14 protein-coding genes and 1 tRNA gene are annotated in these 12097 nt (G+C 44.7%); 9 read left to right on the top strand and 6 right to left on the bottom strand.

Annotation, left to right across the window (positions count from 1 at the left end; translation table 11 throughout):
* Positions 1-43: 43 nt before the first annotated feature.
* The 3 genes from EX191_RS12055 to EX191_RS12045 all read left to right on the top strand — a co-directional run bounded on the left by EX191_RS12055 (position 44) and on the right by EX191_RS12045 (position 3846).
* Positions 44-637 (top strand): YccT family protein, encoded by a 594-nt coding sequence (locus tag EX191_RS12055; protein ID WP_104971375.1) that lies wholly within the window; start codon positions 44-46, stop codon positions 635-637.
* 178 nt (positions 638-815) lie between these two features.
* Complete coding sequence (gene gltX / locus EX191_RS12050; protein WP_005393148.1) at positions 816-2243, top strand: glutamate--tRNA ligase; 1428 nt, start codon at positions 816-818, stop codon at positions 2241-2243.
* A 640-nt stretch (positions 2244-2883) separates the two neighbouring features.
* The gene (locus EX191_RS12045) at positions 2884-3846 is read left to right on the top strand and encodes an OmpA family protein (protein WP_006743033.1); all 963 of its coding nucleotides are present in this window, start codon (positions 2884-2886) and stop codon (positions 3844-3846) included.
* Positions 3847-3959: 113 nt separating this feature from the next.
* Here the strand turns inward: EX191_RS12045 and EX191_RS12040 are convergent, their stop codons facing one another.
* The 3 genes from EX191_RS12040 to EX191_RS12030 form a co-directional block, all read right to left on the bottom strand.
* A complete protein-coding gene (locus EX191_RS12040) occupies positions 3960-4466 on the bottom strand; it encodes a hypothetical protein (RefSeq protein WP_031780328.1) in 507 nt (168 codons plus the stop codon).
* 277 nt (positions 4467-4743) lie between these two features.
* Positions 4744-4820 (bottom strand) — tRNA-Arg (locus EX191_RS12035).
* 177 nt (positions 4821-4997) lie between these two features.
* Positions 4998-6131, bottom strand: a complete 1134-nt coding sequence (locus EX191_RS12030; protein ID WP_048626114.1) for a flagellar assembly protein FlgT — start codon at positions 6129-6131, stop codon at positions 4998-5000.
* A 169-nt stretch (positions 6132-6300) separates the two neighbouring features.
* Between EX191_RS12030 and EX191_RS12025 the strand changes: the two genes are divergently transcribed.
* Together EX191_RS12025 and flgP are read left to right on the top strand one after the other, a co-directional pair.
* Complete coding sequence (locus tag EX191_RS12025) at positions 6301-6939, top strand: FlgO family outer membrane protein (RefSeq protein WP_005382013.1); 639 nt, start codon at positions 6301-6303, stop codon at positions 6937-6939.
* Between the two features lie 9 nt (positions 6940-6948).
* Positions 6949-7380 carry a flagellar assembly lipoprotein FlgP gene (gene flgP, locus EX191_RS12020; protein WP_031854523.1) on the top strand — a complete coding sequence of 144 codons (432 nt, stop codon included), beginning with the start codon at positions 6949-6951 and terminating at the stop codon, positions 7378-7380.
* 112 nt (positions 7381-7492) lie between these two features.
* Here flgP and EX191_RS12015 read toward each other — a convergent pair whose 3' ends face one another.
* The 3 genes from EX191_RS12015 to flgA all read right to left on the bottom strand — a co-directional run bounded on the left by EX191_RS12015 (position 7493) and on the right by flgA (position 9123).
* The gene (locus EX191_RS12015; RefSeq protein WP_012842057.1) at positions 7493-7918 is read right to left on the bottom strand and encodes a flagella synthesis protein FlgN; all 426 of its coding nucleotides are present in this window, start codon (positions 7916-7918) and stop codon (positions 7493-7495) included.
* A gap of 27 nt (positions 7919-7945) precedes the next feature.
* Complete coding sequence (gene flgM, locus EX191_RS12010; RefSeq protein WP_193447821.1) at positions 7946-8260, bottom strand: flagellar biosynthesis anti-sigma factor FlgM; 315 nt, start codon at positions 8258-8260, stop codon at positions 7946-7948.
* A gap of 116 nt (positions 8261-8376) precedes the next feature.
* Positions 8377-9123 (bottom strand): flagellar basal body P-ring formation chaperone FlgA, encoded by a 747-nt coding sequence (gene flgA / locus EX191_RS12005; protein ID WP_085342935.1) that lies wholly within the window; start codon positions 9121-9123, stop codon positions 8377-8379.
* 76 nt (positions 9124-9199) lie between these two features.
* Between flgA and EX191_RS12000 the strand changes: the two genes are divergently transcribed.
* From EX191_RS12000 to flgC, 4 genes are all read left to right on the top strand, one after another.
* Positions 9200-10126 carry a chemotaxis protein CheV gene (locus EX191_RS12000; protein ID WP_005382022.1) on the top strand — a complete coding sequence of 309 codons (927 nt, stop codon included), beginning with the start codon at positions 9200-9202 and terminating at the stop codon, positions 10124-10126.
* An 11-nt stretch (positions 10127-10137) separates the two neighbouring features.
* Complete coding sequence (locus EX191_RS11995; protein ID WP_005382024.1) at positions 10138-10965, top strand: CheR family methyltransferase; 828 nt, start codon at positions 10138-10140, stop codon at positions 10963-10965.
* A 306-nt stretch (positions 10966-11271) separates the two neighbouring features.
* Positions 11272-11667: a flagellar basal body rod protein FlgB gene (gene flgB / locus EX191_RS11990; protein ID WP_005382026.1), complete on the top strand. Its 396-nt coding sequence runs from the start codon at positions 11272-11274 to the stop codon at positions 11665-11667.
* A 5-nt stretch (positions 11668-11672) separates the two neighbouring features.
* Complete coding sequence (gene flgC, locus EX191_RS11985; RefSeq protein ID WP_005393132.1) at positions 11673-12086, top strand: flagellar basal body rod protein FlgC; 414 nt, start codon at positions 11673-11675, stop codon at positions 12084-12086.
* Positions 12087-12097: the final 11 nt, after the last annotated feature.

Raw genomic sequence — 12097 nt, 5'->3', positions numbered from 1 at the left:
GTTTCAGAGGCTTATCTAAATTGGTATAAAGTGAGAAACCACGATGAAAAAAACAACGACACTTCTCGGACTTTGCGCAATGCTTTCTGCGCCTGCTTTTGCTGCTCAACTGACTCTGCAAGCTGAACTGGTTCCTCGCGTTCTCAACGGTGAGTTCGTGTACCCTGAGTGGATTTCCAAAAATAACAGCATCGAGCTGAAGGACGGGGAAAATCAGTTGGCGGTGACGGTTGGACAAATTGTCTTTGAAGATGGCAAGCGCCGTAAGTTCGATTCGCAGCCACTGGTATTAGAGTTTGAAGCAGAAAAAGACGCCGAACTATCGCTGACTTACAAAGCGTTCCGTACCATCGAAGAAGCGAAAGCTTTCGAACTCGATCCCAAAGTGGTATTGAAAGACAAACACGGAAAAGAAGTGGCATTTTCTATGGTTCAACTTCGTAAAGGTGGTTTGCAAGGTTTTCGTGATTACGAGCGAGAAGTGGCTGACTATAACAATGCAATGAACAAACAATCGACCAAGGCAAGCATTGCGTCTTCTCCGGCGGAAACCAAAACAATCAAAGCATCGTTTAATGAGTTAAGCCGTGAAGAGCAGCAAGAATTTATGCAATGGGCGATGCGTAACCTGAAGTAATTTCGTTCTGCACTTTAACAGTAAATAGGAGGGCAGTACCTTTATTGGTGCTGCCCTGTTTGTATTTCTGGTGTCAAACCGATTGTAGAATTGACTTACGGTGGTAAAATGTCGCCACTTTTATCCTTGACATTACAACGAGAGATCTCTCGTTGCTCATTATCCCTAAGGAACTCAAATGACGGTTAAAACTCGTTTTGCTCCTAGCCCAACTGGCTATCTACACGTTGGTGGTGCGCGTACTGCACTTTACTCTTGGCTATACGCTAAAAACCAAGGTGGTGAATTCGTTCTACGTATCGAAGATACAGACCTTGAGCGTAACTCTCAGGAAGCAGTTGATGCAATTCTTGAAGGCATGGAATGGCTAGGCTTGGAGTGGGATGAAGGTCCTTACTACCAAACTCAACGTTTTGATCGTTACAACGAAATGGTTGATAAGCTGCTGGCAGAAGGCAAAGCTTACAAATGTTACGCGTCTAAAGAGCTGCTAGATGAAATCCGTGCAGAGCAAGAAGCAAACAAAGAAATGCCTCGTTACGATGCGAACCATCCAAAAATCAAAGCGGCAAACGAAGCGGCAAAAGACGGCGACCCATGTGTTATCCGTTTCCGTAACCCAAAAGAGGGCAGCGTAGTATTTGATGACCAAATTCGTGGTCGCATCGAAATCCGCAACGACCAAATGGATGACTTAATCATCCGTCGTACTGACGGTTCACCTACTTACAACTTCTGTGTAGTTGTGGACGACTGGGACATGGGTATCACTCACGTTGTTCGTGGCGAAGACCACATCAACAACACGCCTCGTCAAATCAACATCTACGAAGCACTAGGTGCGCCAGTACCAACATTTGCACACTGTGCAATGATCTTGGGTGATGACGGTGCGAAATTGTCGAAACGTCACGGTGCTGTATCAGTCATGCAATATCGCGATATGGGTTACCTGCCTGCGGCACTAAACAACTACCTAGTGCGTCTAGGTTGGTCTCATGGCGACCAAGAAATCTTCTCTCAAGAAGAGATGATCAACCTATTCAGCCTAAATGCAGTATCTAAGTCAGCGTCTGCCTTCAACACGGATAAACTGCAATGGTTGAACAACCATTACATCAAAAACTCAGATCCTGCGTACGTTGCAGAGCACCTACAATGGCACCTAGATCAACAAAAACTAGACGTAACGAATGGTCCTGCTATCACTGACGTGATCAAGCTAGTGGGTGAGCGTTGCAACACGCTGGTTGAGCTAGCTGAGCAAATCCGTTACTTCTACGAAGATTTCTCTGAGTTTGAAGCGGGCGCAGCGAAGAAACACTTACGCGGTGTGGCTAAAGAGCCTCTAGAGCTTGCTCTAGCGAAAGCTGAAGCACTGACCGAGTGGACAACAGCAAACATCAAAGATGGCGTTATCGCAGCAGTCTGTGAAGAGCTAGAAATCGGCATGGGCAAAATCGGTATGCCATTACGTGTTGCTGTAACAGGCGGCGGTCAGTCTCCTTCTGTAGATGCAGTAATGGAACTGGTTGGCAAAGAGCGTTGTGTTGCTCGTATTAAGATGGCGCTTGAGTTCATTGCTGAGCGTGAAGCAAACGCATAATTGCTTTGAGCTAAACGTTCTTTTGAATAAATAGTCACAAAGCCGCGGTAAACACCCGCGGCTTTTTTGTATCTGAATCCTAGATAATGAGAAATCTTCTCATATGTCGGTGAAGGATGTGGTATTTAGGACCGTAATTCACCTAGGTATGGATAAGATTTTTTAATCCAAACATCGTTGGCATGAATAAAAAACGAGCGATTATATATCAAATATCTGATTGATTTTTATCCACCTTCCTTAAAGTTCCATTTTTGTTGTCTCATTTTTAAGAAAAAACTTTGCTTAAGTTGTAGTGTTCCAGAAAATAAAGCAAACGTTTGCGTCGTGATTGTGTGGGGATTTTTTTGCTTAAGATCACATGTTGTTGAGATTTTTGATGACAATAAATTGACAGAATTGGGATTTTTCTCGCGATTTCTTAGCGTTATAGTTCACCCCGTCAGTGATACCGAGATGGCGATATGTATCACTGAACAGGAAATGTACGTAAGTAGCTTCCATAAAAAAAATGCATGTGCATAAAAAGAAGCTGACTAAGTATCTCACTCAAGGAATGAATAAAAAGAATTGAAATACAACGTCAGTCAGACGGCGCATTTCGGCATCTAACAAAAGAACTTCTTTAGAGGAATCAATAATGAAAAAATTAGCAGCGGTAATTTCAGCGTCTCTACTTATGGCTTCAGCAGCACAAGCAGAAGTATACGTTGGTGGTAAGATGGGTAAGTCATGGATGGAAGACGCGTGTGTAGCGGGCCAGGCTTGTGACAAAGACGACTCTACTCTTGGCGCTTTTGTTGGTTACGAAATGAATAAATACTTCGCAGTAGAAGCAGGTTTCGACAACATCGGTGATTTTAACCAAACTTCTTTCGGTGGCCATGTAGAAGCAATCACTCTTGCACCTAAATTCAGCCTACCAATCACTGAAGACATCGCACTTTACGGTAAAGTGGGTGGCGCTTACGTAATGTTTGATGGCAAAGATGATTACTCTTACCTAGGCGCAGCTGGCCTTGAGTTCAACCTAAGCCAAAACGTAACTGCTCGTGCGGAATACCAAACTCTGACTGATATCAGCAACGATGTAACTCGTGCGACAGGTAACACAGCAACACTGGGTGTTTCTTTCAAATTCGGCGGCAACGATGAGCCAGTAATCGTAGAAGAGCCAGTTGTTGTTGAAGAAGTGGTTGTAGAAGAAGTGGTAGAAGAGCCAGTAGTTGTAACGAAAACATTCGAAACTCAAACAATCGGCACTGGTAGCTTCGATCTAAACAGCACAACTCTAAAACCAGAGAGCGCTGCAAAACTTGATAACCTAGTTGCTTTCCTAAACGAGCACCCACAAGCGAACGTTGAAGTTGTAGGTTACACAGATACTTCTGGCCCAGCAGCTTACAACCTAAAAGTTTCTGAGAAACGCGCTGAGTCTGTAGCTAACGCACTCGTTGAAAAAGGCATTGATTCATCACGTATTCAAGCGCGTGGCGAAGGTGAAAACAACCCAATCGCTTCAAACGACACTCGTGAAGGTCGTCAGCAAAACCGTCGCGTAGAAATCGTTGTTCCAGAGTTTGAATACCAAGTTCAGCAATAAGCTCCTATCCGACCGTAGTATAGAAGACTGAAGCTGAAAGCCCCAAAGAGTTCGCTCTTTGGGGCTTTTTCATTTCTATTTGAAACGGACTGAAAAGCTAAAAACGGTAAACATCACTTGAGGTCAATGCTGTTTAAGCGCCCCATGAATGTTAGGATTTCCAAGTTGTCTTTATGTGCTTCTAACAACGCTTTTTTGGTTTGCATGTAGGCGGCAAGCTTGCCGTATTTACTAATAGAGCGAACCACCGTTTTGTATTTGTAGTCACCGTCATCATTGAACTCTCGCCACTTAGCGATGTAACACGTATCTCGGTTATCTGGGTTTTCAAGAGTGGGGTTAGGCTTGTGAACAATTTTTGGCTCAACGCTGTGTGGGAGTCTGGTCATGAGGTAAGGATCCTTCAAAAGACGTCGCCAAAATTTGCCCCACATTTGCCGGCCTAATTCGTTTCTCAGCTTAATGGCTTTTTGTAAGCCTTTCTTTTCTCCAATACGAACAAACCCAACCGAGCGGTGCAGTACCGTGTCCTCGGGGGTATGGATATGAATCTTAAAGGCAGTCTTGCCTTTAGAAATAAAGCGGTGTCCAGTGTTAGTTATTAAATTGCTCTTAGACATAGTGCTAACTAATAATTTTATTAATAGCTAAAAGGGTAAGCAAAACTCATAGATAATTAAAGTAATAAAATACAAAACTGTAAATAGGGCTTGTTGAAATGATTTCAAGGGGAAGAGGTCGGAACAGTAAAAGGTTTTATCTCGTCGAGTAAAGGAGTGAGACGATCATATTGATTACTGAAGAAATTGTTTCACACGTTACTTGGAAACGCTCTGTGAAGCTCGAAATAGTGGATACAAAAAAGCCTTAGCTCAAGTGGGAGCTAAGGCTATGATATGGCGCCCCCAGTAGGATTCGAACCTACGACCTGTCCCTTAGGAGGGGACTGCGCTATCCAGCTGTGCCATGGGGGCGTAATACCAATAGTTGCAGTTCATTGAACCGTTTTACTGAATGCAAACCTAGCAACTTTGTTTAGGTCTTTATCAGTATCACTTTGAACGACTTACTACGGTCATTGGTATAATCAAATAAGATGCGCTGCCTATGATATTCAAAAGTGAGCATATCTCAAGACTTAATGTTTGCTTTTATAGGATCTTGTTCATTACGTCGCCAATTTGAACACTAGAGGCTAAATTTGGCTGATCAATCGTCAGCTCGGCTTCGTGTTCGTATATACGAGATACCGTCAATGTAATTTCACTTTGCGATACTTTATTTCTTGGTAATCCGTTTTGGTCGATAAATGATGCGGTGTGCCAAAGTTGCAATTTGTCTCCCTCTTTTACGCCATGCATACGGCCGAGATCCATCGTTACCGTATTGCCGAAGACTGCGACGACCTCTGGCAGCGTAATTTTGCAAGACAGCTCTGACTCTAGATCCAGCATTATATTGCGACTAACGCGTAGCATCATCTCGCCATAGGTCGACGCCCAAAAGCGCGCACTGCGAGTATCTACTTGGCTCGTTTTGGCAAATGGCCAACGCGCCACTTCACGGTAGGCTTTGTTGAAGACTTCATGACCAGTTTTACCATCAAATACTTTCATCTCTAACGCAAACTGACGATTGATGATGTCATCTTGCAGTAGTTGAGATTCGACCGTCGCAGTGAGATCGGTAATGACTCCCCCAATGATGTATTGTGCGCCGTTGTCTTGCGCGATCATTTGAGTACGAGCGGGATAGTTACTGCTAATTGAATAGTCCGTTGTACCCACAGACACAAAGCTGCGAGAGGTTTGATCCAGCTGGCGATTCACCACGCGGCTAAAATCGTCACCCACTTGGTAAATCTGTCCCATCACCGCTTGTTGTGGTGAGGCAACCTCAATATTGCCGACAAGGATCGTCTTTTTGTATTGATCGGTGTGGCAACCCGTTGCCGATGGATAAATATCGACGCGAATTTTTACCTCGACTTTACCTCGACGTTTACGCTCAGACTCGACCAAAATGTAACGGACTTCATGGTTGGTAAACTGGTACTCGTTACGGCTTTCCTCTAACAGCGGCATCAAGTTGCTAATACTGCCAATATCTGCGCCCGAAAAATTGACGGCTTTGAACAGCGCGTCTTCCAACGCATGGAGCCTTGCCGTTTCTTCTGAAGAAACGATAGTGGCAACGCCTGTTACTTCATACCAAGATGCCATTACTTTAAAAGGCACAAGCATCACTAAAGTGATTGAAAACAGACTGTTTAATATTTTTTTCATTGATTACAACCGTTCGGGTATAAATATTGCTTTAACAATTTCAGTGAAGTTTGGTGGATTTTTCTTCGTTAGGCAAACAAAGAAAAGCAAAGACTGTTCCAATATTCACTTTCTTAGAAAGGAATTAATCAAGAACGGTATCACCTAAGATTATCTGGAGAATCAAACCATGAAAAAGTGGCTTGTCGCCGCATCGATGATGACGCTTCTGACATCGTGCGCGTACTCACCGATTTACAATGGTAAAGAACCGTACTCGGGAAGCCAGTTCATGCTGATGGATAGTCCACGTCATACGATGGACTTTTTCATTGAAAGCATGACCGAAGACCTGATGGTTTCTAATGTGGCGGTATCTGCGCGGACACCGATTGCAATTACCTCGTTTGTTGACCTACAAAATATGGATGCAACAAACTGGTTAGGTAACTCGGTTTCGGAAGGTTTTATCCATCAGTTCCAGCGCCGAGGGTTTAAAGTGGTTGATTTCAAAACTACGGGCTCTATCCAAGTGACGCAGCAGGGCGATTTTGCTTTAAGCCGTGATTGGCAAGATCTGGCGCAAGAGCAACAAATTCAGTATGTACTGACTGGCACGATGCTGCGCCAAGAGGGCGGGGTGCTGGTCAATGCACGTGTGGTCGGTATGCAGAGCCGTGTGGTTGTAGCAACGGCGCAGGGTTTCCTTCCGGCTGACCGTATTGGTCGTGACTTAGATACGTTAAACAGTATCCGTACGCAAGATGGCGTGTTGATTCGCTCAGACCCAACCATTCGTCAGCCGTACACTGTGATTCTGCGTCCATAGGATAGAAGCATGAAGAAGTTCTTATTTATTATTGCCACACTGATATTAGTGGGGTGTCAGCCACTACAACAGATGCGTCAAGATGAAATCTTAGTGGCAGTGGGTTATGCGAGTGTCAGTGAGCAAACTGGCCGCACAGTAGAAGAGAAGCGTGTACGAGCGATGCGCGCATCAAAAATTGATGCTTATCGTGAGCTAGCAGAACAAGTGTATGGCATGCGTGTTAGTGGACGTGCCGAACTGCAAGACCAGCGTTTGGGTATTGAAAGTACCACTGGTGCGGTCGATGGTGTGATTCGCGGTGCAGAAGTTGTGCGTAGTTATCTTGTTGAAGACAGTTACGTGACAGAGCTGCGTCTTGATATTCGTAAGATGGATAAGTTGCGTGATTACGGAGAAGTTCAACAGGTGCCTGAGAAGCGTCAACAAACCTTGTTCTAATGCACTGAGCGCATTACTTCAGAAGACCAGATAATCTTTCCCGCGGCTGATTGGCAACAATGAGTCGCTTTTTTATATCTACATTCTAGAGATGGTGGGGCAGGAGTGACGTTTAGGCTTTTATATTGGTGCCAAGTGTCGAAATAGTATGGGTTTTGCCACCGGCATTGTAGGTCATGCCCACTTTGCCATGAGTTCGCTGAAGCATGTTATTGAGTTTATTGAAACTCAGCTGTGCGCGACTAAGCGATTCACCATTTACTTTGTTGACTTGTTGACAGTCGAGGACGATCGATTGGATTTGAGCAACAACCTGACTTAGGTGCTCATCTTCAGTAAGTTGATTGACGTGCGGGTGAGAGGCGATTCGCTGATCAGTCGTTCTAAGCTGATCAATGAGTGTCATCTTCTGTTTGGCAATATTCTCAATCTCGGTAGAGACACGCGCAGTTATCGCTTGTGTTTCTTGACGCAAAACAGCAGAAAGTGCCTTAGCATTTTCTAGTTGGAAATTGACGAGATCGACTAATGCTGCCATAAAATACTTACCTTCGGCCTAAGTCAGTTAGCTTTTGCCTTGCAATTCGTTTTCAAACTTAATCATGTTGTCGGCCAATTTTTCAGGATCGACTTTGCATGAACCGTTTGTGATTGCTTCTTTGATTGCCGCCACTTTGGCGCTGTCATAGGCCGGAGAAGCTGCCATATCTTTTTGGAGTTTGCTAACGGCTTTGCTTTGCTGGCTGAGTGATACAGCGTCTTGTTGTGCGGGTGCTTTTTTCGATTCAGTCGTGCTGGTAGCATTGGAATCGTTACGCGCAGGTGCACGACTTGTCGTCGTCATCATTTGCCCTGAACGTATATTATCTATACCTGCCATGTTTAACCTTTGCCTTGTATCGTAATACTGGTATCCAGACTATCGACCAGTGCAAAAATAACTTTAGTCATTTTTTGCATTTTTATTGATCAGTTTAAACACGCTACCAGTGGGTGTTAAAAATTAACAGTGATTTCCGCAATGCCAGTCACTATGCCTTCTATTATACGCTGTGACTTATCATTTTTCACTCTTACTTGATCGCCAGCCGCACCATCTTGCAATGCTGTGCCTTGCGTGGTGATTGTCATGCCAGAATTTACCGCTTTAATTGTGACCTTTTCATTCCGGCAAACGACACAGACATCATTACGTTCAACAACATCACCTAGGCGAACGTTGCGTTTTAGCTTTGCGCCAACCACTTGATCGTAGTTAGAAAAGCCATCTTTGCGAAAGCGCTGCAGCTCGATCATAGAAGTGGTGACATCCGACGCGCTGACGATTTCTCCTCTCCCTAGTGTTCGTGTTGCGACGATCATTGGCACTGATACCGAGATCCGTACAGGCACATAGACTTTCCAGTCATCCGATGGGCATTCCACTAGAACATTGATGTTGCTTCGAGTACTGCTGGTGGAAGAAGCTGACGTATCCAGGGGCACTGGGCAATCCGTTGCTTTTATTCTCGAGTCGATATCTGCCGCATTAACAGATAGCTCGCCACCATCAGGCTGATCAACTGTAGCAAGAATATGTTGTTCTGCTGCCGTTTTTATTTGCTCGATCTGATTATCTGAAGCTGAATGAACAAAAAAGCTAAACATACTGAGCAAAATGCCGATAGACTTAGCGTACTTTGTAATTAGCGCTCTACATATTGTCATAGTCAATGGTGTCGAAGTGAAAGTGAAATACGCCATACTGTCTCCCTGGTATCGTGCTTGCCAGTGGTAGAGTATCATTTAAAAACAAAAAGTTTGAGATGGAGATGAGCATATGACGGGGATTCTTGACTCGGTGAATCAGCGTACGCAACTCGTCGGTCAGAACCGATTGGAATTATTGACCTTTCGACTGATGGGCCGACAGCGCTACGGCATTAACGTATTCAAAGTGAAAGAAGTACTGCAGTGCCCTAAGCTGACTTCAATGCCAAATCTACACCCGCTGGTAAAAGGTATCGCTCATATCCGCGGCCATACCGTGTCCGTTATTGATTTGAGCCTGGCAATTGGTGGCCGCCCAACCACTGATCTGGATAAATGTTTTGTTGTTATCGCAGAATTTAACCGTACGATCCAAGCATTTTTGGTATCATCGGTTGAGCGTATTATCAATATGCATTGGGAAGCGATTTTGCCGCCGCCAGACGGTGCGGGTAAAGCGCACTACTTGACCGCAGTGACGAACATCGACAACGAGCTGGTTGAAATCCTTGACGTTGAAAAAATCCTGGCGGAGATTGCGCCGGTTGATGAAACGATGGATTCCGCTATCGGTGAAGAAATCGCGCAAGCAGAACAAGAAAAGCCTATTGTACGCCGTATATTGATTGCCGATGACTCGACTGTCGCGCGTAAACAGGTAGAGCGTGCGATTACATCAATCGGTTTCGAGGTCGTATCTGTCAAAGATGGCAAAGAAGCGTACAATAAGTTGATTGAAATGGCTCAAGAAGGCAATATCTACGATCAAATTTCGTTGGTTATTTCCGATATTGAAATGCCAGAAATGGACGGCTATACCTTAACGGCTGAAATTCGCAGACATGCCGATTTGAAAGACCTTTATGTTATCCTCCATTCTTCATTAAGTGGTGTATTCAACCAGGCTATGGTTGAGCGTGTAGGTGCCAATACCTTCATTGCGAAATTTAACCCAGATGAATTGGGTAACGCGGTTAAATCTGCATTAACACAATAAAAGAGACATTAATGACTGCTATTACAATCAGTGATCAAGAGTATCGTGACTTTAGCCGTTTTCTAGAATCGCAATGTGGCATCGTGTTAGGTGATAGCAAGCAATACCTTGTGCGTAGCCGACTGAGTCCTTTAGTGACGAAGTTTAAGCTCGCATCGTTATCAGATTTGCTACGTGATGTTGTTACAGGGCGCAATCGTGAATTACGAGTGGCCGCTGTGGACGCGATGACGACTAACGAAACCTTGTGGTTTCGAGATACTTATCCGTTCACAGTTTTAGCTGACAAATTATTGCCAGAAGTAGCGGCAAGCAAGCGCCCAATCAAGATCTGGTCTGCAGCCAGTTCATCGGGCCAAGAGCCGTATTCTATTGCAATGACGATTCTGGAAACGCAACAGCGCAAGCCGGGTTTGTTACCAAACGTGTCTATTACAGCAACAGACATTTCAGCAAGTATGCTCGAAATGTGTCGTGCAGGTGTGTATGACAATTTGGCTCTAGGGCGCGGACTTTCACCAGAACGTCGCCGCACCTTCTTTGAGAATGCGGACGGTGGCCGTATGAAAGTCAAAGACAACGTCAAACGTTTGGTGAACTTTCGTCCACAAAACTTGATGGACAGTTATGCACTGATGGGTAAGTTCGACATTATTTTTTGTCGCAACGTGCTGATTTACTTCTCACCGGAAATGAAATCAAAAGTGCTTAACCAAATGGCGAGCAGCTTAAACCCAGGTGGTTATCTGCTGTTAGGGGCATCAGAGTCGCTAACTGGTCTGACTGATAAATTTGAAATGGTGCGCTGTAATCCGGGTATCATTTACAAGCTTAAATAGCGGTATCTCTTCATTGATAAAAAGCCTGACCTCGTGTCAGGCTTTTTTGTTTGCTGGTTTCCTGCCTTCGAGTGTTTCCACGTTTTCACTTGCTAAATTGAAGCGCGATTTTGCTTTGTTCCCTCATCACGGTGTATCTTTATTAAGTGAACAAAGTGAAACGACATGACATTCCAGTCACTTTGGCTCACTTATTGCTATTCCAATGGGTGATAGCTATTAAGTAGATAGAGCGCTTTATGTTTTTGGCATGCTAATTGCTTTTTGGTTATCAATCACGGTCAGTTCTTAATTGTAGAGGCAAACATGGCTATATCTTTTGACAATGCACTAGGCATCCACCAGCACACGGTGGGCGTACGTGAGCGCAATGCTGAGGTGATTTCCACCAACATTGCACAAGCCAACACGCCTGGTTACAAAGCAAGAGGTTTAGACTTTGCGAAGGAATTGCAAGCGGCAACATCTGGGGCAAGCATTGGTCTTAGTCGTACGGATGGTCGGCATATTCCTGCCACTACAACGTTGGTCGGGGACAAGCTATATCGTCTTCCTACGCAACCTGATACGGGTGATGGCAACACGGTAGATTTGGATTTAGAGCGTAACTTGTTTATGCAAAACCAAATCAGACACCAAGCATCACTCGACTTTCTAGGCAGCAAATTCAAGAACTTAACCAAAGCAATCAAAGGGGAATAATTTAGATGAGCTTATTTAACGTTTTCAATGTGACAGGTTCCGCAATGAGCGCTGAATCCGTTCGTCTGAACACTACCTCAAGCAACTTGGCGAACGCCGACAGTGTCAGCAGCTCTGCGAAAGACACTTATAAAGCGCGCCATGCTGTGTTTGGAGCTGAGTTAAGTAACGCCATGCGTGGCGGTGATACGGTGCCAGTGAAAGTGATGGGCATTGTAGAAAGCGATAAACCGCTGAGTGCGGAGTACAACCCAGACCATCCCCTTGCAAACGAAGAAGGCTACATCTACAAGCCGAACGTGAATGTAATGGAAGAAATGGCGAACATGATTTCAGCTTCTCGCGCATACCAAACCAATGTGCAAGTAGCGGATTCTAGTAAACAAATGCTGCTGCGTACGCTGCAGATGGGTCAATAAGGATAAGGAGG

The sequence above is a fragment of the Vibrio chemaguriensis genome, assembly GCF_012275705.1.
Taxonomy (GTDB): domain Bacteria; phylum Pseudomonadota; class Gammaproteobacteria; order Enterobacterales; family Vibrionaceae; genus Vibrio; species Vibrio diabolicus.
The sequence above is the reverse complement of the archived record's forward strand: the minus strand, read 5'-3'. Positions and strand labels throughout refer to the sequence as shown.

Excerpts from the sequence above, each read along its gene's own strand:
- EX191_RS11995 (WP_005382024.1), top strand. The coding sequence starts at position 10,138 with ATGACTGCTATTACAATCAGTGATCAAGAGTATCGTGACTTTAGCCGT.
- EX191_RS12045 (WP_006743033.1), top strand. The coding sequence starts at position 2,884 with ATGAAAAAATTAGCAGCGGTAATTTCAGCGTCTCTACTTATGGCTTCA.
- EX191_RS12055 (WP_104971375.1), top strand. The coding sequence starts at position 44 with ATGAAAAAAACAACGACACTTCTCGGACTTTGCGCAATGCTTTCTGCG.
- EX191_RS12000 (WP_005382022.1), top strand. The coding sequence starts at position 9,200 with ATGACGGGGATTCTTGACTCGGTGAATCAGCGTACGCAACTCGTCGGT.
- flgC (WP_005393132.1), top strand. The coding sequence starts at position 11,673 with ATGAGCTTATTTAACGTTTTCAATGTGACAGGTTCCGCAATGAGCGCT.
- flgM (WP_193447821.1), bottom strand. The coding sequence starts at position 8,260 with ATGGCAGGTATAGATAATATACGTTCAGGGCAAATGATGACGACGACA.
- flgB (WP_005382026.1), top strand. The coding sequence starts at position 11,272 with ATGGCTATATCTTTTGACAATGCACTAGGCATCCACCAGCACACGGTG.
- EX191_RS12030 (WP_048626114.1), bottom strand. The coding sequence starts at position 6,131 with ATGAAAAAAATATTAAACAGTCTGTTTTCAATCACTTTAGTGATGCTT.
- flgA (WP_085342935.1), bottom strand. The coding sequence starts at position 9,123 with ATGGCGTATTTCACTTTCACTTCGACACCATTGACTATGACAATATGT.
- EX191_RS12015 (WP_012842057.1), bottom strand. The coding sequence starts at position 7,918 with ATGGCAGCATTAGTCGATCTCGTCAATTTCCAACTAGAAAATGCTAAG.
- EX191_RS12025 (WP_005382013.1), top strand. The coding sequence starts at position 6,301 with ATGAAAAAGTGGCTTGTCGCCGCATCGATGATGACGCTTCTGACATCG.
- EX191_RS12040 (WP_031780328.1), bottom strand. The coding sequence starts at position 4,466 with ATGTCTAAGAGCAATTTAATAACTAACACTGGACACCGCTTTATTTCT.
- gltX (WP_005393148.1), top strand. The coding sequence starts at position 816 with ATGACGGTTAAAACTCGTTTTGCTCCTAGCCCAACTGGCTATCTACAC.
- flgP (WP_031854523.1), top strand. The coding sequence starts at position 6,949 with ATGAAGAAGTTCTTATTTATTATTGCCACACTGATATTAGTGGGGTGT.